Genomic DNA, 21,840 nt, shown 5'->3' with positions numbered 1-21,840 from the left:
GTTCGTGGATAACACGGCTGATTTCGACGAGTTCGTCCGAGCCCGGGGTGATGCGCTCCTCCGGTACGGCTACGTACTGGCCGGCAACTCGGAGGACGCCGCCGATCTCGTTCAGGAGGCGCTGGCCCGTCTGGGTGACGCCTGGCCCCGCGTCCGGAAGAAGGACGACCCCGAGGGGTACGTGCGCACCACGATGGTCCGGCTGCACATCACCGCGTGGCGGCGGCGGCACCGGGAGGATCTGGTGGCCACCGTGCCCGAGGGAGGCAGGTTCGACCACTACGGCGACGCCGACCTGTGGGCCGAGCTTCAGCAGCTGCCTCGCAAGATGCGGGCCGTGCTGGTGCTGCGTTACTACGAGGACCTCTCCGACGAGAAGATCGCGGAGATTCTCGGCGTCTCCCGTGGAACCGTGCGCAGCCAGGCCGCCCGCGCCCTGGACAAGCTCCGGATCAAGCGAGTGCTGCAGGAGGCGCGATGAGAAGCGAAGACGACCTGATCCGGACACTGCGCACGGCGGCCGACCAGGCAGGGCAACCCGTGACGGGGTTGGCGGGCGCGGTCGCCTCGCGGCGCCGGACGCGGCGGGTCAGGCAGCGCGTGCAGGTGGCGCTGGCCGCCGCGGCGGTGGTGGTCGTGGCGGGCGGTACGACCGCCGTACTGACCGATACGGGTGGGCGGGCGGAGCCGGCCGTCACCGTGACCACCGGCCCGCCCAGGGACGAGCGCCCGCAGGTGCAGGTCAAGCGGGCGGCCGAGGTGTGGCCCGACGCGGTCTTCAAGATGCCCGCCAAGTCGGCTGACGGCTGGAAATATCGCCCGGTGACCGGGCTCAGTGCGACCGAGGTGCTGCTGGCCGCGGAGTCGTCCTTTGAGAAGGCGGGACGCCTTGAGGTGTTCGACGCCTCGACTGGGAAGACCCGCGTGGTCGGCGACATGCCCGCCCCCGAAGGGGTGAAGGGCTACTTCGCCCAGGCCGTCGACGTGGGGGAGAGGCACTTCGCCTGGTACGGCGCAACGCCGAACAACCCTGACGACAAGTGGGCAGATTTCTGGATCATGCCCCGCGAAGGCGGCACAGCCCGGCGTGTCGGGGAGGTGACCGGTGAGCCGTCGCGCGTCGAGAAGATCGGCGTCACGGACGACTCCCTCATCTGGTCCGTCCAGAAGGGCGGCGTCTACCGCATGCCGCTGACCGGCGGCGCCCCCGAGCGGATCAACGGCACCGACGGGCTCCACCTGGTCTCCTGGCCGCTGGCGGTGGCATACGCCCCTGGCGGGCGTGGCCTGAGGAACCAGAGCCGCGTGGTCGACCTGGAGACCGGCACATCGGCCGACGTCCAGGCGGAGACCGGGACCACCAACCTGACCTGCTCCGCCGAGTGGTGCTTCGGCGTGCGAGGCGACCGCACGATCAGGCAACGGCTCGACGGCTCCGACAGCGAGATCCTGCCGGAGGGGATGAGCTTCTTCGGCGGAGGCCGGATCCTCGGTGACCGGTTCGCGCTGCTCGACGCGCCCACCGGCGACCCGGCGAAGCACTACTTCGCATCGGCTGTGGTCTACGACCCGGTGACCGGCCTGGTCGGTGGTATCAGCCGGGTACATCCGGCCGGCGGAGGCGGCTTCGGCACGGGCACCTCCTCCTCGCCCACCACGATCGTCTATTGGGACGAGGACGAGAAGTCGGAGGAGACGTGCGGGACGACCGAGCCGACCATGACGGCGGACGTGGTGGGCATCAGCCGCCAAGACGGCCAGGTCTGCGTGACCAGGAGGAAGGGCGGTGGCAAGGAGCTCACCGTGCTCAACCTGCTGGCCGTCACAGCAGGGAGTGGATGATCGCCGCCGCTGCCACCAGCGCGAGCAGCCCCAGGTAGGCCAGCACGAGCCGGGTGTCCCTGAGCAGGCATTTGCTCCGGGTCAACCCGGCTCGCCGCGCCTTCCAGTAGCCGGCGAACCCCAGCCCGGCGAACCCGAGCAACGCCCACGGCCCCAGCAACCAGGCAAGCAGCGCGATCGTGGCGTACACGCACAACCGAAGCGGATCGTACGGCTCGGCCTTCACGGGATCACCTCGAGCGGCAACCGTACCTGAGGCTCCGAGGCGACAGCGGACAGCCGCTGCGCCGACAGTTGCGGCCACGCCTGCACCGCGCAGAACGGCGCGCACTGATCCTGCTCGGCCCGCGTGCCGACGTGCACGCAGCACTGCGTGAGCCGTTCCTCGATCATGGTCGAGATGTCCATGAACGGCTTGACCGTCAGACGCACCACCCGCTCGCCCAGCATCCGGCGCAGCTTCCTGCGCCTGCCCGGCAGCGCCGAGGAGGCCAGCGTGAGCAGGGTGGCGACGCCCAGATCGCAGTTTTCACAGATGTCGCGCCACAGGTCGCCGATCTGCGGATGCGACAGAGACGACTGCTCCGACAGCAGCCCGAGCAGCGACTCCTGCACGGCCAGCCGCAGCTCGCGTGGGATCTCGGTGTCGGCGATGCGGTTGGAGACCAGGCCCAGGTTGGCCTTGAGCCGGTCATGACCGATCAGCGCCGTCAGCGAGCGCCACTGCCCCGAGTCGTCGCGGATCAGGTAGCCCACCGAGCAGCAGTGCGGATGGGAGCACGGCAGCGCGGTGAGATCGCGCCAGGTCACCAGGCCGTCGGTCTGCGGGCCGAGCCGCTTGAGCACTCCCGTGTGGGTGAGCCGGTCCGTCGCGTCGATCGGCTCCGACCTGCCCGAGCCGAACTGCGGCTGCAACGACACCCCGCCGACGAACGGAGTGTCGAGCGCCAGCCGCACGACGTCGCCGATCTCGCCGTCGTTGACGCCCAGCGCCGCGGTCATCACCAGCGTGGTGAAGATCTCCCGCTCCGACAGCCGTTGTACGGCCTGCGCCTTGAGCCTGCGCAGGTCACCACCCCGGTGATGCTTCGACGCCTCGGCCGAGCTCCCGTCGTACTGCAAGTAGACCTCGACCCGCTCGCGATGCGCGGTCAGCAGGTCGAGCAGGGAGTCGTCGCGGGCGATGAGCACGCCGTTGGTGTTGATCAGGATGCGGGTGATCGGACGCTGTTGGAGCTCGGCGAGGAGTGTCTTCAGCTCGGGGTGCAGGGTCGGCTCGCCGCCGCTCAGCATGAGCACGTCGAGCCGGCCGTTCTCGCGGGCGAGACGCTGGTCGACGTTCGCGAGCACGTCGCTGACCGGCACGATGCCGCTCAGATCGGGCGAACTCCCGGCGAAGCAGGTGGGGCATCGCAGGTTGCACGCCTCCGCGATGTCCTCCAGCAGAATGCAGGTGTGCTGCGTCTGCATCTCAGGCAACCCCTGGAGGTACGCGCTCGGCACGGGCAGCCAGTTGCCCGCCACATCGGGCACGTGCTGCTTGGTGGGCGCGGTCCATTCCTCCAGGTACGCCAGGATCTCCGGATCCTCGTCGTACAACGTGCGCACCAGACCGTGCTCGCGGCACCCGCGCTCCAGCCACACCCGATCCTCGCGCACCACCAGATAACCGCTCAGCCGCTCGACGCGGTCAAGATCGCGACCGTGGCAGTGCGGGCAGAACGCGTTGACGTACCTGAGGATGCGATCGCCCCGCAGCCCCATCCCTGTGCTCATGTCATGACCTTCCGCCCGAACAGGGCATCGTAGTAGCCGCGCCGCCAGCCGTACGCCACCCTGAGCCCCAGCAAGAGCACACCGGGCACCAGGAACCACTGCGGCCGGGTGAGATCGAGCCAGACGGTCTCGTTCGCCCGGGTGAACTCCACCAGAAAACGGAACCCGGCGTACGCCGCCAGGTAGAGCGTGAACAGCTCCCCCGGGCGCGTGAGCCGCTTGCGCGCCCACACCAGGGCGGCGAACGCGGCCAGGTGGAAGACGATCTCGTAGATGAACGACGGATGCATGGCCTGGCCCACCAGGCAGCCTGGACACTCGGGCGTCGACGCAGGCGCGTACACCCCCCACGGCAACTCCGTCGGCCGGCCCGGTGCCTCGGTCAGATGGCAGCCGATCCGGCCCACCGCCATGCCGAGCGCCACCGCCGGGGCGAACAGGTCACCCGTGCGCTCGCGGTAGCCGATGATCCGCTTCGCGACCAGCACGCCCACGTACGCGCCCGTCAGGCCGCCGAGGATGCTGCGAGAGCCGTACAGCCACAGGTCCGACAGGTTGAGCGTCTCCAGCCAGCCCGCCAGCCGCATGCCGATGGCCCCGCCGACCAGCGCGCCCGTGACCGCGATCAGCGATTGCTCGTTCAGCGCGCCCCGGCGCCGGGCCTCGCGGACGAACACCACCGCGGCGACCAGCACCCCCAGCCCGACGAAGACCTCATGGAGTGGCATGTCAGGCATACAGGCCCGGGTTGAGGCCGGTGCAGTAACCAGCCGAGACGATCGACCAGAGCGCCCAGCCGATCATCAGGCCCAGGCCCGCGCCGGTGGCCCACGGCTTGCGCACGAACAGCAGGCCCGCGCCCGTGCCCAGGCCGATTAATGCCAACACCGCCGCGCCGACGCCGACCACCGCCGCGCTCGACGCACCGGAGTTGGAGGCGAGGGCGAGGACGACGAAGGCGAGGACGATGTTGATGACGCTGTAGACGGCGATCCCTGCGAAGGCCAGCCCGACGATCGTGCCGGTCGACCCGCTCTGCGGCGGTGGCGGCGGTGGCCCCCATCCTCCTTGGCCGGCCCCCGGCCACGCACCATGGCCGGGCGGCGGCCCTTGACCCGGCGGCAGCCCTTGGCCCGGCGATGGCCTTTGACCGGGCGGCAGCCTTTGACCGGGCGGCAGCCCTTGACCGGGCGGTGGCCTCTGACCCTGCGGTGGCCCGCCCTGGCCGGGCGGCGGTCCACTCTCACCAGCCGGCGGCGGCCATCCGTCAGCACCCGGTGGTGGGTCATGTGGCGGTGTGGTCATCTTTCGTACCCCCTGATCGAAGCCAGGCTAGGCGGTGGCGATTGCGGTTGTATGAACGGACCCGTGTTCGTACGGCTTCCGGCAAGGACGCACCTCACAGGCCGCCTCCCGGACATCCACGAGAGACGGAGTGGGATGACGGACATCAGAGGCGGTCACATCCCTTCGGAGTAGTAGATCGCGGCCTGAACCCGACTCCTCAGCCCCAGCTTGCCGAGCACCCGGCTGACGTGCGTCTTGGTGGTGGCCTCGGCCATGTCGAGCTCCTTGGCGATCTCGGCGTTGGACAATCCGCGCCCGACGCACGCCAGCACCTCCCGCTCGCGCGGCGTCAGGACGGATATATCCGGCGGCTCCCGGCGTGGCGCCTGCCCGGCGAAGGCAGAGATCAACCGCCGGGTCACCGAGGGCGAGATGAGGCCGTCACCCCTGGCCACGAGTCGCACCGCCTCGACGAGCGTGTCGGCGTCGGTGTTCTTCAGCAGGAACCCCGCCGCCCCCGCTCGCAGCGCGCCGAACACGTACTCGTCGACGTCGAACGTGGTCAGGATCAACACGTCGGTCACCCCGGCCAGCTCGCGCGTGGCCGAGATGCCGTCGAGCCTGGGCATGCGAACGTCCATCAGCACCACGTCGGGGCGCGTCTCCCGCGCCAGCGCCACCGCCTGCTCGCCGTCGGCGGCCTCCCCGACCACCTCGATGTCGCCGGCCCCGCCGAGGATCAGCACGATCCCCGCCCGGACGGCCGCGTGATCGTCGGCGACCAGCACCCTGATCGTCATCCCACCTCCAGGGACGTGCTGACCGCGGACGTGGGCAACGTGGTGTGGACCCGCCATCCGTCCTCCCGCGGACCCGCCTCGAACGTGCCCCCGACCAGCATGGCCCGCTCCTTCATGCCGATCAGCCCGGCCCCCGCGCCGGGTAACCCCGCCTTACGGCCGTTGACCGGATTGTCGACGGTCAGCGTGACCCCGTGTGGCTCGTAGGCGATGGCGACCGTGGCCGGTTGCTCGCCGTGTTTGAGGGCGTTCGTCAGCGCCTCCTGCAGGATGCGGTAGGCCGCCAGATCGACCGGGGCAGGCAGGTCCCGGAGCTCACCGTCCACGCGGATCTCGGTGACCATCCCGGCCTCGCGCGACCGGCCGGCCAGGGTCTCCGCGTCGGCCAGCCGCGGCCGGGTCGCCTCGGTCTCGTCACCCTCATGGCGCAGCAGCCCGATCATCGTGCGCATCTCGGCCAGGCCCTTCACGCTGTTCTCCCGTACGGACTCCATGATCTTCTGGACGGTCGCTCGGTCGAGGTCCTTACGCGAGAGCGCGGCCGTGGACTGGATGGCGATGGCACTGAAGTAGTTGGCGATCATGTCGTGCAGCTCGCGAGCCATCCGCGTGCGCTCGGCGGTGATCGCCGTCTGCCGGTCGAGCTCGGCCAGCCGGGCCACCTGCTCCGCCCGTGCCCGCTCGGCGGCCGCCTGGTCGCGGTGCTGACGCACGATCATCGCCGACGTGACCGGCACGATCAGCACCAATCCCGCCTGAATGCCCATGCCCGCGAATATTCGCCAGTCACTCGTGATGAACCCCAGCACCGCACCGGTCAACACCGCCAGCACACTGGCGCCACCGAGCAGCCACCGGGAGAACCGGGCGGGTCCGTACAGAGCGGCGGCGTAGATGTTGTCGGTGAACACCAGGACCGTGGCGAGCGAAGGCCCCACGACCAGGTCCATCGCGACGCCGACGACCCCCAGGCTGAGCGACCACATCGGCGCCCGCCGCCGCACCAGAACCCCCGCGCAGGTGAAGGCCAGCGGCACCACCAGCATCCACTCGGGCACGCCACGGGGGGTATAGGCGCCGGCCAGGATGAGCAGCACGCCCAGAACGAAGGCCAGCCCGGCCACAGGCGCCATGCGTTTCATGCTCCCCATCCCACCATCGCCGGTCCGTCCGGTCCTCATCCGGAGGGCAGCCTGTGGATACACCCTTCGATGTATCCACAGGTTCGTTTCCCCTGAGGATGTGACCCGGCCTCGTGGGCGAAACGATGGGATACGTGATCGTCGCCATTCTGATCGGCTGCGAGGTCGGCTTCTGGTTGCTGCTCGGCTTGGGGCTGGCCTCCCGTTACCTGTGGAACCGCCGCAAGCTCAGCACCGCCCTGCTCCTCAGCGTGCCGTTGCTCGACGTCGTCCTGCTGGTCGCCTCCGTCATCGACATGCGCGGGGGCGCCGTGGCCGACCTCAGACACGGCCTCGCGGCCGCCTACCTGGCGTACTCCATCGTCTTCGGCCACAGCACGATCCGCTGGGCCGACGCCAAGTTCCGTCACCGCTTCGCCGGCGGCCCTCCGCCCTGGAAACCCCCGGCCGGCGGCATGGCCCGCGCCCGCTACGAGTGGCGTTTCTGGTTCCGCATCCTGTTGGCATACGGGATCGCCTGGCTCGTCGTGTTCGGTCTGGTCTGGCTCGTGAACGACCCCGCCCGTACCGAACCACTGATCGCCTTCATGTACGACCTGCTCAAGGTGCCGTTGATCGCCGTGCTCTGGCCGGTGAGCTACACCCTCTGGCCGAGCAAGAAGGAGTCCGCCCAGTCATGAGTGCCACAACTGGTTCGAGGCACCACCTCAGACCCGCTATGCTTGTCTAGCAGCAAGCGGCCGTAGCTCAATGGATAGAGCATCTGACTACGGATCAGAAGGTTGGGGTTTCGAGTACCTCCGGCCGCACACAGCATCAAGGCCCGTTACCAGGGAAAACCTGGAACGGGCCTTTGTGTTTGTCAGGACAATCTCCGGATCTTGCTAACACCTCTGCTAACACGGTGCCCTCACTCGCTGATCGCCCGAGCGAAGACCTCGGCCGCTGAGGCTTCCGCCGCGCGGATCACGTGGGCGTAGACCCGGAGAGTGATCGAGGGGTCGGCGTGGCCGAGCCTGGCCGCGACGACGTGGACGGGGACACCCGCCAGGAGCAGGGTCGTCGCGTGGACGTGCCGGAGGTCGTGCAGGCGGGCCCTGGGCAGAGGTGTCTTCGGGTTCTGCCCGTTGTGGCGCTTGATCAGGATCGGGAAGAGCGAGCTAACAGTGTCCGGGTGGATCGGCTCACCCCAGCCGGTCGTGAACACGTACTCACCGCCGCCTCGCCACTCGGGCCCGACTTTCAGCTTGTCCTGCGCCTGCATCTTCCGCTGGTCGCGGAGGATCCGCATCGTCTGCTCGTCGAGGCTGACGATGCGCTTTCTGCCGCTCTTCGTCGTCCCTTCGATGCGCTCGCCGTCGATGAATGCGGCCGAGCCGGTGATGGTGAGTTGCGCGCCATCGAGATCGACGTCCGCCCAGCGCAGGTTCAGCAACTCGCCGCGACGAGCCCCCGTGTACGCGGCCAGGTGGAAGAAGGCCCACAGCCGGTGATCACGCGCAGTGGTGAGGAAGGACCTGAGCTGGACGGTCGTCCACACCGCTCCAGGCTCGCTGGTCTCCCGGCGAGGCCGCTTCGCCTTGTCGACGGCGCTCGACGAAAGGATTTCGTCTACCTCCACGGCGTCCCTGAACGCCTTTCGTCACGGACGAAGGGCGGACAGCCTGAACGCGGAGCGTGCCGATGTGGGGCTTGATGTACAGCGCGATGATGTTCCGGTAGTCCTTGAGGGTCTTTGGCTTGATCTCGACGGCGTGGGCTTCGATCCACGCATCGAGGTACTCGCCGACCGTGATGGTATTCCTGTCCACGTACACACCGCGCTGGGCCTTGACCCGAGCCTCGTCACGGGCTGCTTTGGCGTCGTCCTCGGTGGCGAAGCCGCCGACCCACCTCGGCTTGCTCTCCCCGGTCTCAGGATCCTTCACGCGGATCACGTACGACCAGGTGTTCCCGCGCTTGACGACGCCGTCGCGCAGCTTGGGGGCAGCGGGCCGCTCGATCTACCGCGCAGACGACAACCTCCTGATCAACACCCACGCCTACAGCACACCCGCCGCCCAAGCACCAGTCATCCACCTACGAGCCACCGAAGCACAGGCCGCAGCAGCCACCTACCTGACCAGCTTCGAACGCGTCTGGACAACGGCTACGCCGGTCTCAGATAGAGCCTGAACAGGCAGAACGGCAGACGGCAAGATCGCCCGACCAAGATCAGAAAGCAACTTATCTGCACGTCATCAAGGGCAGCCCGCCTGCGGCGGCCTGCCGCGCGTGGGCGGTCGCTGGCCGCGCTGCGGCTCTCCGGCCGGTCGCGGCCAGCACCGCCTACGCGCAGCCGCTGCTCCTCCCAGGGCTGGCTTTGAGGCTCATCACGTCGACCCGAGCAGGGCGCGAGTAACACGACGCTGTGGGCTGGCGCTCACGCTGAAGCCGCTCTTTGTCAGCGGCCATGAGGATTCCCAGGTGGGTGGTCGTGGGTGGGTTCTCTGGGCTGGTGGCTCTCATTAGAGAGGGCGAACTTGTCGGTTTGCATGGCCAGGCCCGGTTCCAGACAAAAGCTCCGCCAACCGCCACCTTAATCCTATACTCGGGGCAGCAACGCTTTCGGGTGACGGAGGCACAGAGGTGAGCGACGGTTCTGATAAGCCGAAATTCGCTGCGGGCCTGGGGATCGCGGTGTCCATAATCACCGTCTTGGCCTTCTTCGGCATCAAGAGTTTCGATGACCTGTTGAACAACAAGGACTCTGCACGGTCCAAAGCTTGCGCCCTGGCAGTCGCTGCTCGCGATGTCCAGACGATCACTGTGACGCCAGAGGAATGGCAAGTGAACGCCCTGGCATATGCCGATAGGTTGCTCACTGCTGCGGAGGCAACCGATGATCCGAAGCTCCGTGGGAGCTTGCGCGAGTCGGTATACGCCCACCAGGACTGGGCGGCCGCGCTACGAAGAGAGCAGAACAGCCAAGCAGAGCTGGAGAGGCTGCATGAGGCTGAACGAAAGTGGGCGGCACTCTGCAAGGTCTCCCCTCCGGAGTGAGATTGGGCATTCGCCGCACGGCGGAAGTGGCTCGACCTCGAAGGCCGGTTACTCCCTGTACCTCCGTCATGCAGGAACCCGCCTTTCTCATGCCCAAGTTCAACACCGTCACCTCCCACCCGCCACCAGCCCCGTCAAGACCGAAGCCATCGTCGGAGGCGTGGTCGTGCTGATTGCGGAACCGGAAGCTCCGCTGGGCATCGGCGTCATGATCATTGCCCTGGCTCTGCTAGGCAAATGGGTGCCGCGGCTGCGGGCCTGGATCGGCAGTGGCTTTCAGCTCTACATGGGCATCGGCGGCGTGTTCATGGGGGTGTCCGGACAACTTGAGACGCTCACCGTGCGAGCACTCTCCTTGATCCTTGGTGTGTCGCTACTGATTCACCTGTTGATTCGTGGATTGCTTCTGGAACGAGCAACCCGGAAGATGCGTCATACAACGGCCTAGCTGTACAGCAGCGCGTACAGCAATGCCGCCTCTCAACGCATGTCGACTCTTCGCGATCAGCACTTGAGCAGAACGGTCGAGCGTTGACGGGGTATCTGCCTTACCCTACGGATCAGAAGGTTGGGGTTTGAGTACCTCCGGCCGCACAGCAAGTCAAAGGCCCTCGGGGGTGATCCCGGAGGGCCTTTTCCGATCGTGCGTCGCACACAGCGGAAGGCCCGCTACCAGGAAGAATCTGGGTGCGGGCCTTCTCAACTTCTCTGAGGTGCGGCGAGGTCGCGTCAATCTATCCAGGTAACGCGAACGATCAGCACAAGGCGCAGATACTCCGCGACGATGAAGTTGAGGAACCCGCGGCCGCCGAACAGACGAGCGTCCGAAGACCTCCCCCATGCAACGGGCCTCTACCGGCACGGACCGCATCCCTTCCGAGGACTGCGAGTTGGTCGGCAAGCCGCTCAACCTCAAGGATGACGGTCGGAGGAAGCCCAGCAATGACATGCTCGGCGTCGGGGTTGTACTCCCAGGTCCAGGCGTCACTCACCGACGGCCTCTCGGCGCGCGGATGTCGTGATCTCGTTGATTTCGGCCAAGACTGAGTCCAACGTGACCCTGTCGGTCGCAGTGGCGACTTTCGTCTCCAATGCGTGCAGGCGGGCCGCTCGGGCGGGGTAGCGCTGAATCGCCACAAACTCGCCCCATTGCTGCAAGAAGTTCTGCAGCGGCGCTACGGTGCTCTGCCGCGCCGCCTGCTCTGTCGCCTGGTCGAGGTGGTCGACAAACTGGCCGAGGAAGGCCGGAGCGATTTGGGCAACTGCTGCCCTGAGGGCGGCGGTGGTCAGTGGTGGGCGAGGGATCAGTGCCGCGCTGTCTTGATGCGGGGTGGACATCGTTGACCTCCAAGCTGTTATGCCTCCACGCTACCGGTACAACTGAACCCTTTCCGCCCTTTAAGCGCAGGTCAAAGCCCTGATATGGGTGGTCGGCGTCCTCGTGTCGCTGGCGGCGGGTCCGGAGCGCCTAATCGTCAGAATAGACCCCTGCCGGATGATGAGCCCGTCTTCGGCTCAGGCGTTGCCGCCGTACCTTCGGACGATCGGCACCCTGGAGCCATGACCACCGCTCCTTCGACCGGGCCGATCAAGCGCGAGAAAGACACGGGAAGACGAGCGCTGGGCGGAATCGCGATCAGCTGTGGCAGGGTGTCGATCTTGCTAACGCGTTTGCTAACGACGAGTCCGGACAATCATCGTACGGAACCCCGGAGATGATCACTCGGGCTAGGCTGACGGGTGACCGTCGACCGAGCGGGCGTTTCCGGTCATGCGCGCGAGTGCCGTACGCGACACGCGAAAGGAGCGTGATCGTGGAGTTCAGGGTTCTGGGTCCGCTGCGCGTACGGTCCGGCGGTATCGTCCCGGCCCTGGGGCCGCGCAAGCAGCGGCTCCTGCTCGCGGTGCTGCTCAGTCACCCGCATGGCAGATTCTCCGCCGACTACCTGGTCGACGCGCTGTGGGGCCCCACGCCTCCGCCTTCCGCGGCGGCCAACTTGCGGCTGTACACGCGTGGCCTGCGCATGATCCTGGGAGCCGACCGGATTCTGCGTGAAGGTGGTGCCGGCTACCGGCTCGATGCCGACTGCGCCGAGGTCGACGCCTGCCGGTTCGTCGCTCTGGTACGGGACGGCCAGGAGGCATTGACGGCGGAGGATCCCGTCAGGGCTCGGCGGGTGCTCGGTGCGGCGCTGGAGCTGTGGCAGGGACCCCCGTTCGTGGACCTCTCCGCCGAGTCCGCCCTGAGCGAGGAGCGGTCCCGCCTGGAGGAATGGCACCTCGTCGCCCTGGAACAGCGGATAGAGGCGGACCTGCGCCTGGGGCAGGACGCTTCTCTGGTGGCCGAGCTCTCCGCCCTGGTGAACCGGCATGCCTTCCGTGAGCGGCTGTGGTCACACCTGATGCTCGCTCTCTACCGGTCCGGCCGGCGGGCGGACGCTCTGCAGACCTATCGACGGGCGCGTGGCGTCCTCATCGACGAGCTGGGCCTGGAGCCGGGCCCGGAGCTGCGTTCCCTGGAAAGGGCCATCCTCATCTCCGAGCCGGAGCTCGGCCGGTCGCGACGGGCGGACGGCCTGGATCTCCATCGGCCGCGACGGGCGGACACCCCGGAGCTCCCGGCCCGGCCACCGGTGCCCGCCCAGTTACCGGGCAGTCCGCTCGGATTCGTGGGACGCGACGACGAGATCAAGCGACTGGACGAGATCACGGCGGGCGCCGGGGTGGTCGCCGTGGTGGGGCCCGGGGGTGTGGGGAAGACGGCCCTGGTGGTCCGGTGGGCTCAGCTGACCCGTCACCTGTTCGCCGACGGGCAGCTCTTCGCGGACCTGAGGGGGTTCGGGCCCGAGACACCGCTGCATCCGGGGTTGGTGCTGGAGCGCTTCCTGCGTGCCCTGGACGTTCCGCCCTGGCGGATCCCCGCCGAAACGGAGGAGCGGGCCGCCGTGTTCCGGTCGCTGATGGCCGACCGGCGGATGCTGGTCGTGCTGGACAACGCCGCCTCGGCCGGTCAGGTGCGCGCGCTGCTCCCGGGGGCCGCGCGGAGCCTGACCCTGGTCACCAGCAGGCTCCGCCTGGATGGTCTCGCCACCACGCACGGCGTGCCGCGGATCTCGCTCGGGCCGCTGCCGATGGCCGACGCCGTCACCCTCATCCGGGAACGGCTCGCCCACCGCGGAAGGGTCATGGGCGCGGAGAAGCTGGCCGAGCTGTGCGACCGGATCCCCCTGGCCCTGCGGATCGCCGCCTCTCGTCTGGAGATGTCGACCCACGATTCGGCCGTCGCTGAGCTGGTGGCGGAGATGGCCGACGAGCGCGTACGCCTGGACAGGCTGGCCGTCGACGAAGACGAGATCTCGGTGCGCGCGGTTCTGCGCGCCTCGCTCCGCCCGCTGAGCGAGCCCGCCCGCAGGATGTTCCGGCTCCTCGGACTCCACCCCGGACCGAGGCCGTCCCTGGCCGTCGCCGCCGCCCTGGTGGGCGGGACGGCCGGCGAGACACGGGAACTTCTTGGACGGCTCGTCTCCGCCCACCTGCTCCAGCCGGTGTCCGGCGACCACTACGTGATGCACGAACTGGTACGGATCTACGCCCACGAGCGATGCCTGGCCGAGGAGAGCGCGGACCAGCGGGACCAGGCCCTGACCGCCATGCTGACCTGGTACCGCGACGCCGCGAACGCGGCCGACCGGGTGCTCCGGCCGAAGGAACGGCCCAACTTCGCCTTCCCGACCCGGCCCATGAACTTCGCCGACGACAATGCGGCCCTGGCCTGGTTCGACGCCGACGCCGCGAACCTGAACGCCGCCGTACAGAGCGCGGCGCGCTCACATCCGGCGCTGGCCTGGCAGATCGCGGCGGCCATGTACGGCTGGCTGCAGCGGCGCCACCACACGAGGCAGTGGGCCGACCTGTACACCGTCGCGGCGGAGGCGGCCGTGAGGGCCGCGGACCCCGGGGGCGAGGCGATGATCATGGGCCGGCTCGCCGTCACCCACAGCCTGATGGGCTACACCGAACGTGCCGTGGCGGCCTGCCGCCGAGCGCACCGGCTCCGGCTCGGGCTGGGAGACACCTTGGGCGCGGCCACGGCGCTGCTCAATCTCGCCGCCGTGTACGTCAACGCCCGCCGCCCGGAGGAGGCCATCCGGTGGCTTGAGGAGGCGGCCACCCTGGGGGCGTCCCTGAAGGAGGCCCACCACTTCCACGCCCTGCTGCACAGCAACCTGGGCGAGGCGCACCACCTCGTCGGACGGCTCGACCAGGCGATGAGCCACTATCGGACGTCGCTGGAGATCAGCGAGACGGGCTGCGGCGACCGGGACATCGCCCAGATCCTGGTCAGCATGAGCGCGCTCCATCGCGACATGGGCGCGTACGAGAGTTCGGTGTCGTGTGGCGAGCGCGCTCTGGCGCTCGCCGTCCGAACAGGTGACACCCTGCTGCGCGCGGGAGCGCACAAGGCGCTCGGTCTCGCCCACGGCGTGCGGGAGCGCACCGAGGAGGCGGTGGCCCACCTCGAAGCCGCGCTGGCCGTTTATGAGGAGCTCGGGCACGACGAGGCCGGAGTGGTCCGCGATCACCTCGACCGGCTCGGTGCACGCACGCCCGGGGAGTCTCCCCGGTAGGGGATGCGGTCCTCCATATATACGGGATATATACGACGACTATCCCCGCCGATGCCACGATCTCGGTGGCCAACGCCGTGCGGGAGATTCCGTCTTTTCCGTGGCCGTGGCATCCGTCCGTCCGACGCTGCGCGGCCATGCTGTCGCGGTTCGTCGAATGAACAGCAGAGAAAGGCTCGACAGGTCATGACCAGAATTGCCGAAAAGGTGGCCGATCGTCTCCTCAGCGTATTCGCGCCGGCCGTCACAGCGAAGGCCGACCTGTGCTCCTGCAGCGGATCGCGCTGGTACTGGGCCGAGGCCTGCGACACCGGAGGGTGGTACTACAAGTGGCGCTGCAACGGCTGCCACTGGGTCCGTACCTGTGAGAAGAGATATCACTGACCGAATTCCGGGGCGGCGATCAGATCATGGTCGCCGTCCCGCACTCTCCATTCCGTCACTTCGAGAAATTCCGTCACTTCGAGAAATTCCGTCGCTTCGAGAGATTCCGTCACTTCGAGAAGGATGAAAGACATCCATGACGCCGTACCTGCTCGCGGGCGTGGTTCTTGTCGGGCTGATCGGAGCCCTCAACCTGATCCTCACCTTCGGCGTCATCCGGCGGCTGCGGGAGCACGGGAGAGCACTGGCCGTGCGTCCGGCACCGGACCAGATCCTCCCCATCGGCGGCGCGGTCGGGGATTTCACCGCGGTGACCGTGGACGGCGACCCGCTGACCCGCGCTCATCTCAGGGGCCGGACCGCGGTGGGATTCTTCTCCACGACCTGTGCTCCGTGCCTGGAACGCCTTCCCGAGTTCGTGGACTACGCCCGCGCCTTCCCCGGCGGCCGCGACCAGGTGCTCGTCGTCGTGGTCACCCGGCAACCGGAGGAGGCGCAGGACTTCGTCGGCCAGGCGCGATCCGTGGCGCGAGTCGTGGTGGAGCGGTACGAGGGGCCGATCGCCACCGCCTTCGCGGTCACGGCGTTCCCCACCCTCGCGGTGGTCGATGAGGGCACGACCGTGGCCGGCGGGACCACGCTTGAGGACCTGACCGCCGAGACCCCGGCATGACGGCCGCCCCTGCTCATCGGGCGCACCTGGCGGGACTGGCCGCGGCGGTGGCGCTGGCGCTGCGGGCGGCGCCCGGCCATCTCGCGCTCGAACTCGTGACGACGGTGGCCGGCGCCGCTCTGCCGGTGGCGGCGGCCTGGCTCACCAAGCTGGTGCTGGAGCAGGTGGTGGCAGCCGGACCGGCCCCGTCCCTTGAGCACCTCGCCCTTGGTTTGGCTCTCGTCGGCGCGGCGGCAGCGGCGTTGCCCCAGATCACTCAGTACGTCCGTAGCGAGCTGCGGCGGCGGGTGGGGTTGCTCACGCAGGACCGGCTCTATACGGCGGTCAACGCCTTTCCCGGCCTGAGCCGATTCGAGGAGCCGCGCTTCCTGGACCGGCTCAGGCTCGCCGAGCAGGCGGCCGACGGCGCCCCTGCCGCACTGGTGCTGGGCGCCTCTGGGCTGGTCCAGGCACTGGCCACCGGGCTCGGCTTCCTCGCCTCGTTGTACCTGCTCAGTCCCGTCATGGCACTGCTGGTGATCGCGGCCGCGGTGCCCGCGCTGCTGGCGGAGCTCGCACTGTCCCGGCGCCGGGCCACGATGATGTGGCGGATCGGGCCCGTCGAACGGCGGCGGCTGTTCTACTCCGCCCTGCTGTGCGACCCCCGGGCGGCCAAGGAGGTGCGCCTGTTCGGCCTGGGCGACTTCCTCCGTGACCGGATGCTCGGGCAACTGCGCACCGCGCACGCCGCGCAGCGCGGGACGGACCGCCGCGAGGCCGCGGTCCAGAGCGGGCTGGGGCTGCTGGGCGCCGTGGTGGCCGGCGCCGGACTGGTCTGGGCCGTGCTCGCAGCCGGACGGGGCGCCCTGACGGCGGGCGACATCGCGATGTTCGTGGCGGCGGTGGCCGGCGTCCAGGCGGCGTTGACCGGCCTGATCCAGCAGCTGGCCCGCGTGCACCAGGAGCTCCTGCTCTTCGACCACTACCTGCGGGTGGTACGCGCGGCGCCGGACCTGCCGGTCGCCGATCCGCCGGCCCGGCTCCCCGCCCTGCGCCGGGGCATCGAGCTCCGGGACGTGTGGTTCCGCTACTCCGACGAGCACGACTGGGTGCTGCGCGGCGTCAGTTTCACGATCCCCCACGGGCAGTCGATCGGGCTGGTGGGCATGAACGGCGCGGGCAAGAGCACGCTCGTCAAGCTGCTGTGCCGGCTGTACGACCCGACGCGGGGCGTCATCCTGTGGGACGGGGTGGACCTGCGCCAGGTGGCGCCGGCGACCTTGCGAGAGCAGGTCGGCGCGGTCTTCCAGGACTACATGGCCTACGACCTCACCGTGCGGGAGAACATCGGCCTCGGCGACCTGAACGTGCTGCACGACCAGTCCAGGATCGAGGACGCTGCCCGCCGCGCCGGGATCGATCGCCTGGTGGCGTCGCTGCCCCGGGGCTACGACACCCTGCTCAGCAGGATGTTCCCGCAGGATCCGGACGACGATGGCTCGGAGAACGGGAACGGCGGCACGGGGAACGGCGTGACCCTCTCGGGCGGCCAATGGCAGCGGCTGGCACTGGCCAGAGCGTTCCTGCGGGAGAACCGGGACCTGCTCATCCTCGACGAGCCGAGCTCGGGCCTGGACGCCGAGGCCGAGGCACGGATACACGCGAGCATCGGCGCGTACCGCGGAGACCGTACCAGCCTGCTGGTGTCCCACCGCCTGGGGACGCTGCGCGACGTCGATCGCCTCGTCGTACTCGGGGACGGCGTGGTGACCGAGACGGGGACGCACGCCGAGCTCATGGAACGGCGGGGCGTCTACGCCCGGCTGTTCTCCCTGCAGGCCCGGGGATACGCCGACGAGTTGCCCGCGGCGTCGCCGGGATGACCGCGGTCGTGCTGGCGTCCTGCGGCGCGCTGGTCGCGCTCTGGCTCTGGGTACGCCGGCGGCTGGTCGTGGTCACGGTCGAGGGGCCCAGCATGGAGCCGGCCCTACGGGACGGAGACAGGGTGCTGGTGCGCCGGGTGCCGCTGCCGGAGGTCCGCACCGGGCAGGTGATGGTGGCACGCAGACCGTCCCGACCCGGTCAGCCGGGAGACGCCGGGCCCTGGCTGGTCAAGCGGGTGGTCGCGGTGGGAGGGGATCCGGTGCCCGCGGAGGTACGGGCGGCCGTCGACGCGCGCGACGACCGCGTACCTCATGGATGTCTGGTGGTGCTGGGCGACAATCGGGCGCGGAGCGCCGACTCCCGGCACTGGGGGTACATCACCGCCGAGCACCTGCTCGGCGTGGTGCACCGCGGCATGTCGCCGGGAACGTCGGGCGGACCCGTCAACGCCTGACCCGGTCTGAGTGCGAAGGCACGAAGCCCCACTATCGCGCCAGGCCCCGGAAGCGGGAGGTAGATGCGATCCAGGAGTGGACTTCCCCTTCTAGCATGGAGACCTGACCTAAGGAGAAGGTTGGGGTTTCGCGTACCTCCGGCCGGATCGCTGATCACCGGGTAGTTGCCGATGAGTTGGTCAGAATGTGGCGATCGGGTTGACCGGGCTGCCGGACGTACCGGCGAAGCGGACCGGCGCGACCGCGAGCTGGAAGTCCCATTGGCCCAACTCGGCAGCCGTCGTCGCGCACGCCTCCAGGTCGCAGTTGTCGAGCATCCACAGGCCCATGGCGACGAGGCTCACGGCGTGAACCGGCATCAACACGCCTTCGTACCCCGATGGCAGGACGTCCTGGGGGGTGTCAGCGCCGATCAGCGCGACCTCCCGTTCGTGCAGCCACGGCAGGCAGGACGCGTGCCACCCAGCCTGCGTGAGACCGCTGATCGCACCGCTCTCGTGCCGGACGCGGCCATAGCCGGTCCGTAGGAGTACCGCATCGCCGGATCGCACCCGCACACCCTGGCGACGCTCGGCCTCCTCGAGATCGTCGGGGAACACGCCCTGCCCCGGTTCCAGCCACGGCACATCCCGCACGCTCGCGATGTCCAGCAGGACACCACGCGTGATGATCCCGTTCGCCGCCACCGTGACGGACGCCCACGCCGATCCCGTCGCGGCGTCGACCAGCGAGTGCGACCGCCCGTTGTACATCGTGCCGTCCCAGAAGATGTGGCACGGCGAGTCGATGTGGGTGAGGGTGTTGCCGTGGAACGTGACGCCGAGCCGTTCGGACGAAAAGCCCCAGTGCCGGTCGTTGCGGAATCCGGGCGCCGGCATGTCCTCGGCACCCGGCATGTCGGCGGCGCACGGGCACGTCGTCGTCGACCGCTCCATGTCTTCTGGTACGGCAACCTCCCATGCGCACGACACGCTCCTGCCGTGGCGCACGGCCCGCGCCGCCGCCAGTCGGACGTCGTCGGTGATGTGGTTCAGAGTGCCGAGCTCGTCGCCGTCGCCCCACCGTCCCCAGTTCGACAGCGTGTCGAAGTACCCGAGCACGTCGTCCTGTGTGGGCATCGGTCGCTCTGCCGCCATCCCAGCATCGACTCCTCCGGTCACGTGGTTCGAGGCACCGCAGGCAGGGTATCTGCCCTCTCCTTTGAAACGACCTCGCCGAGGCGGAGAGACGGTGTGAGCAACCTCGATCCAACCCTCGGCGAGGCCCGTGTCGATCCCCATCCGCCTCGGCGGTCTCATCACCCCGTTACACGCGGAACTTATGGATAGGCGCTTGGAACTGGGCTTTGCAAAGAGATCAAGTTCAGGCGGGAGGCTTCACTTGTCGGTTCAGAAGAACGTAAGGAGATGTCGTCGACATCCGATTGGATGAGGCTCATGACTGCTCACGATGTGGCGCGTCTGTTCGCGTCGAAGGGGAGCGGCTTCAGGAGCGAGGTCCGTTCGCACGTGATCGGCGCAAGCGCTGGCTGGTGTTTCAGTCGTGGATCAGCCGCGCGATCAATAATGTATCCGCCATGCGAGGCCGGATCGGAAGAAGTCGGAAGGCGGCCGTTGTGAGGCTGCGTCACCATGCGGACTTGGCTCCACCATCCCGGGGCGCGGAGATGGTGAGTGCGGCGGCAGGTCCCGAGGGAGAACTCGTCGTTGTGTGGGCCTCGCAAGAGAACGCCGATGCGCTGACCGCTCGGACTGTCACACCCGCTGGGGCATTTTTTGCCGATTCACCTACGGCCGCGCCCGTCTCGCTGCATGTCTCCACGTACCGTCCCCATCTGGCGAGGTCGGTTTCCATCGTCGGGCAGTTACTGGCGCACAGCGCTGTCCAGCCGCTGCCGGGCGGGGGCGTGCTCTTGGTGGGGGCACGGTGCCGTTGGCGTAACGGGGCGGCTGAGTACAACGCTGCCGTCTACGATGCCGATGGGCAGCTCCTGCGGAAGGGCGTGCTGGGAGACGGAATCGCTGACGTGCAGACGACGCTTTCCGGCGACATATGGGTGAGCTATTTCGACGAAGGCGTGTACGGCAACTTCGGATGGGGAGAGGCAGACAGTCCTGCACCCATCGGCTCCCCCGGGCTGATCCGCTTTCGGTCTGACCTGAGTCTCGCGTGGCGGTACCCGTACCACGGCGAGTTCGGTGCGATCTCCGATTGCTATGCGTTGAACGTGACGGGGGACGAAGCGTGGGCTTACTACTACACCGACTTCCCGATTGTGCGGGTCCGAGCTGGCGCGGTTGCCGGCTGGTCCACGGAGGTGCGTGGCGCTCATGCGCTCGTTGTCGCCGATGACCGGGTGGCGCTCGTCGGCGGGTATAGCGAGCATCGGCACAGGGTGGTCGCGGGGAGTATTCAGGAAGAAGCCTTTTCGGTGGATCGTCCTACCTGGCTGGTAATGCCCAATGGACGACCGGTTCCCAGGACAGCGACCCTATGGGGCCGAGGCAGTGAGCTCCACGTCGTCGCAGGCCTTAGTTGGCTGAAGCTGGGTTTCGAGGACCTGACGACAGGCTGAGTGGTCAACTGGCGCTCCCTGGCACACGCAGGGGACACCGCGTCGCGCCAGTCAAGGTCGTGACGGCTCCGCCCGGCACGAAAGCGGACCCGCGCCGTCGACGACCTGGTCAAAGTCCTCGGCGCCGACAGTGGCATCTCCAAAAGCGAGGTCTCGCGCATCTGCCAGGACCTGGACGCCCAGGCGCAGCCCGGCGTGCACCGGGCGCCTTCTGCGCGAGTGCTGGTGGACCCGCTAGATCAGGTCCGTCAGCCAGGCGTGCCGGATGGCCCGTGTCGAGGGCGGCCGGTCCCCCGCCAGGCGTAGTAGCCGGACACCGACACGGCCAGGACAGGCATGGTGCCCGTATGCCGCAGATCGTGTGGACGCCGGTCGCCCGCGAGCGGGAGACGGCGTTAGGTCAGGGGCAGGAGTCGGGCGAGCCAGTCGGTGCGGGTTCTGCGGGCTGTGGCCGAGATGCGTGCCTGCGGGTACAGGGCGTCGAACCCGTGGAAGCCGCCCGCCCAGACGTGGAGTTCGGCCTGGCCGCCGGCCGCCCAGATACGGGTGGCGTAGTCGGTGTCCTCGTCGCGGAAGACTTCGGCGGAGCCGGTGTCGATGTAGGTGGTCGGCAGGCCCGAAAGGTCGTCGGCCAGCGCGGGCGAGACGTACTCGGACACCTTGTCGTCGGTGAGGTCACCGAGGACGGCACGCCAGCCGAACTCGTTCATCTCACGGGTCCATACGCCGGGGACGCCGGAATACTGGCGGCTGGAGGTGCTGGTGTTGCGGTGGTCGAGCATGGGGCAGATCAGCATCTGCGCGGCGATCGCCGGGGCGCCGAGGTCGCGGGCCATCAGGGTGACGCCGGCGGCGAGGCCGCCGCCGGCGCTGGCGCCCGCGACGACGATCCGAGCGGGGTCGATGCCCAGTTCTTCGGAGTGTTCGGCGATCCAGAGCAGTCCCTGGTAGCAGTCGTCGACGAGGGCGGTGCCGGTGGCCTCCGGCGCGAGCCGGTAGTCCACCGAGACCACGACCGCGCCGAACTCGTCGAGCCACTCCAGCGGGATGTCGATCTGCGAGAAGCGGTCGCCCATGACCATCCCGCCGCCGTGCATCCAGTAAACGCAGGGGGCGGCGCTGCCGCGATCGGTGCTCGCGGGGCTGAAGACCGACAGGGGAATCGGGGAACCGTCCCTGGCAGGCACGGTGATCTCGCGCCGGTCGACCTGCCGGTGTGCGAGCAGGGACTCGACAGGCGTCGATGGGAACTGCCGCAGTTGCGCGAGTACTTCCGGGGTGAGCTGGGACATCAGCGGCATGTCGGCCAGTAGCTCACGCAGTTCGGGGTCCAGGTCGGGTCGTGCCGTGGTCATGCTTGTCGCTGCCTTTCG

Annotated in this window: 22 protein-coding genes and 1 tRNA gene; 11 read left to right on the top strand and 12 right to left on the bottom strand. The window is 68.6% G+C overall.

Annotation, left to right across the window (positions count from 1 at the left end; genetic code table 11):
• Positions 1–4 precede the first annotated feature (4 nt).
• Together AC5L3X_RS07875 and AC5L3X_RS07870 are read left to right on the top strand one after the other, a co-directional pair.
• A complete protein-coding gene (locus AC5L3X_RS07875; protein WP_189127429.1) occupies positions 5–481 on the top strand; it encodes a SigE family RNA polymerase sigma factor in 477 nt (158 codons plus the stop codon).
• On the top strand, positions 478–1,842 hold the full coding sequence (locus AC5L3X_RS07870) for a hypothetical protein (protein ID WP_494856031.1): 1,365 nt from the start codon (positions 478–480) through the stop codon (positions 1,840–1,842). The genes AC5L3X_RS07875 and AC5L3X_RS07870 overlap by 4 nt, the downstream gene beginning before the upstream one ends.
• Here the strand turns inward: AC5L3X_RS07870 and AC5L3X_RS07865 are convergent.
• From AC5L3X_RS07865 to AC5L3X_RS07840, 6 genes are all read right to left on the bottom strand, one after another.
• Positions 1,823–2,068 carry a hypothetical protein gene (locus AC5L3X_RS07865; RefSeq protein WP_494856029.1) on the bottom strand — a complete coding sequence of 82 codons (246 nt, stop codon included), beginning with the start codon at positions 2,066–2,068 and terminating at the stop codon, positions 1,823–1,825. The genes AC5L3X_RS07870 and AC5L3X_RS07865 overlap by 20 nt on opposite strands.
• The gene (locus AC5L3X_RS07860; protein ID WP_494856028.1) at positions 2,065–3,618 is read right to left on the bottom strand and encodes a radical SAM protein; all 1,554 of its coding nucleotides are present in this window, start codon (positions 3,616–3,618) and stop codon (positions 2,065–2,067) included. The genes AC5L3X_RS07865 and AC5L3X_RS07860 overlap by 4 nt, the downstream gene beginning before the upstream one ends.
• Positions 3,615–4,346 (bottom strand): prolipoprotein diacylglyceryl transferase, encoded by a 732-nt coding sequence (locus AC5L3X_RS07855; protein WP_494856027.1) that lies wholly within the window; start codon positions 4,344–4,346, stop codon positions 3,615–3,617. The genes AC5L3X_RS07860 and AC5L3X_RS07855 overlap by 4 nt, the downstream gene beginning before the upstream one ends.
• A 1-nt stretch (position 4,347) precedes the next feature.
• A complete protein-coding gene (locus AC5L3X_RS07850) occupies positions 4,348–4,527 on the bottom strand; it encodes a hypothetical protein (protein ID WP_225264042.1) in 180 nt (59 codons plus the stop codon).
• 551 nt (positions 4,528–5,078) lie between these two features.
• Entirely contained in the window at positions 5,079–5,705 is a 627-nt protein-coding gene (locus AC5L3X_RS07845) for a response regulator (RefSeq protein WP_494856026.1), read from the bottom strand.
• Entirely contained in the window at positions 5,702–6,838 is a 1,137-nt protein-coding gene (locus tag AC5L3X_RS07840; RefSeq protein WP_494856025.1) for a sensor histidine kinase, read from the bottom strand. Before AC5L3X_RS07840 ends, AC5L3X_RS07845 begins: the two co-directional genes overlap by 4 nt.
• 143 nt (positions 6,839–6,981) lie before the next feature.
• Between AC5L3X_RS07840 and AC5L3X_RS07835 the strand changes: the two genes are divergently transcribed.
• Both AC5L3X_RS07835 and AC5L3X_RS07830 read left to right on the top strand, forming a co-directional pair.
• Positions 6,982–7,527, top strand: coding sequence for a hypothetical protein (locus AC5L3X_RS07835; protein WP_494856024.1), 546 nt, complete (start codon positions 6,982–6,984; stop codon positions 7,525–7,527).
• Between the two features lie 56 nt (positions 7,528–7,583).
• Positions 7,584–7,656: transfer RNA gene (locus AC5L3X_RS07830), tRNA-Arg, on the top strand.
• A gap of 101 nt (positions 7,657–7,757) precedes the next feature.
• Here AC5L3X_RS07830 and AC5L3X_RS07825 read toward each other — a convergent pair.
• Together AC5L3X_RS07825 and AC5L3X_RS07820 are read right to left on the bottom strand one after the other, a co-directional pair.
• The gene (locus tag AC5L3X_RS07825; protein WP_494856023.1) at positions 7,758–8,387 is read right to left on the bottom strand and encodes a site-specific integrase; all 630 of its coding nucleotides are present in this window, start codon (positions 8,385–8,387) and stop codon (positions 7,758–7,760) included.
• A complete protein-coding gene (locus AC5L3X_RS07820; RefSeq protein ID WP_494856021.1) occupies positions 8,341–8,775 on the bottom strand; it encodes a tyrosine-type recombinase/integrase in 435 nt (144 codons plus the stop codon). Before AC5L3X_RS07820 ends, AC5L3X_RS07825 begins: the two co-directional genes overlap by 47 nt.
• Positions 8,776–9,475: 700 nt before the next feature.
• Between AC5L3X_RS07820 and AC5L3X_RS07815 the strand changes: the two genes are divergently transcribed.
• Positions 9,476–9,889 carry a hypothetical protein gene (locus tag AC5L3X_RS07815; RefSeq protein ID WP_357907386.1) on the top strand — a complete coding sequence of 138 codons (414 nt, stop codon included), beginning with the start codon at positions 9,476–9,478 and terminating at the stop codon, positions 9,887–9,889.
• Between the two features lie 160 nt (positions 9,890–10,049).
• Complete coding sequence (locus AC5L3X_RS07810) at positions 10,050–10,337, top strand: hypothetical protein (RefSeq protein ID WP_494856020.1); 288 nt, start codon at positions 10,050–10,052, stop codon at positions 10,335–10,337.
• Between the two features lie 536 nt (positions 10,338–10,873).
• Here the strand turns inward: AC5L3X_RS07810 and AC5L3X_RS07805 are convergent.
• Positions 10,874–11,227, bottom strand: a complete 354-nt coding sequence (locus AC5L3X_RS07805) for a DUF6247 family protein (RefSeq protein ID WP_494856018.1) — start codon at positions 11,225–11,227, stop codon at positions 10,874–10,876.
• A 476-nt stretch (positions 11,228–11,703) separates the two neighbouring features.
• Between AC5L3X_RS07805 and AC5L3X_RS07800 the strand changes: the two genes are divergently transcribed.
• Positions 11,704–14,517 carry an AfsR/SARP family transcriptional regulator gene (locus AC5L3X_RS07800; RefSeq protein WP_494856017.1) on the top strand — a complete coding sequence of 938 codons (2,814 nt, stop codon included), beginning with the start codon at positions 11,704–11,706 and terminating at the stop codon, positions 14,515–14,517.
• Positions 14,518–14,894: 377 nt separating this feature from the next.
• Here the strand turns inward: AC5L3X_RS07800 and AC5L3X_RS07795 are convergent, their stop codons facing one another.
• Entirely contained in the window at positions 14,895–15,035 is a 141-nt protein-coding gene (locus AC5L3X_RS07795) for a hypothetical protein (RefSeq protein ID WP_494856016.1), read from the bottom strand.
• Positions 15,036–15,037: 2 nt separating this feature from the next.
• Between AC5L3X_RS07795 and AC5L3X_RS07790 the strand changes: the two genes are divergently transcribed.
• Genes AC5L3X_RS07790 through AC5L3X_RS07780 form a run of 3 tightly spaced genes read left to right on the top strand, consistent with a single transcriptional unit; the run spans position 15,038 to position 17,891 of the window.
• On the top strand, positions 15,038–15,574 hold the full coding sequence (locus AC5L3X_RS07790; RefSeq protein WP_494856015.1) for a TlpA family protein disulfide reductase: 537 nt from the start codon (positions 15,038–15,040) through the stop codon (positions 15,572–15,574).
• Positions 15,571–17,436: an ABC transporter ATP-binding protein gene (locus AC5L3X_RS07785; protein ID WP_494856014.1), complete on the top strand. Its 1,866-nt coding sequence runs from the start codon at positions 15,571–15,573 to the stop codon at positions 17,434–17,436. Before AC5L3X_RS07790 ends, AC5L3X_RS07785 begins: the two co-directional genes overlap by 4 nt.
• Positions 17,433–17,891, top strand: a complete 459-nt coding sequence (locus AC5L3X_RS07780; RefSeq protein ID WP_494856013.1) for a S26 family signal peptidase — start codon at positions 17,433–17,435, stop codon at positions 17,889–17,891. Before AC5L3X_RS07785 ends, AC5L3X_RS07780 begins: the two co-directional genes overlap by 4 nt.
• Before the next feature lie 180 nt (positions 17,892–18,071).
• Here AC5L3X_RS07780 and AC5L3X_RS07775 read toward each other — a convergent pair whose 3' ends face one another.
• Positions 18,072–19,028, bottom strand: a complete 957-nt coding sequence (locus AC5L3X_RS07775; protein ID WP_494856012.1) for a cyclase family protein — start codon at positions 19,026–19,028, stop codon at positions 18,072–18,074.
• A 503-nt stretch (positions 19,029–19,531) separates the two neighbouring features.
• On the opposite strand from AC5L3X_RS07775, the gene AC5L3X_RS07770 reads away from it, so the two are divergent.
• Positions 19,532–20,467 carry a YxiH-YxzG fusion protein gene (locus AC5L3X_RS07770; protein WP_494856010.1) on the top strand — a complete coding sequence of 312 codons (936 nt, stop codon included), beginning with the start codon at positions 19,532–19,534 and terminating at the stop codon, positions 20,465–20,467.
• A gap of 395 nt (positions 20,468–20,862) precedes the next feature.
• Here the strand turns inward: AC5L3X_RS07770 and AC5L3X_RS07765 are convergent, their stop codons facing one another.
• Complete coding sequence (locus tag AC5L3X_RS07765) at positions 20,863–21,822, bottom strand: alpha/beta hydrolase (RefSeq protein ID WP_494856009.1); 960 nt, start codon at positions 21,820–21,822, stop codon at positions 20,863–20,865.
• Between the last annotated feature and the right edge of the window lie 18 nt (positions 21,823–21,840).

Source organism: Nonomuraea sp. CX421, from assembly GCF_059358955.1.
This window is presented reverse-complemented; position numbering and strand designations above follow the sequence as displayed.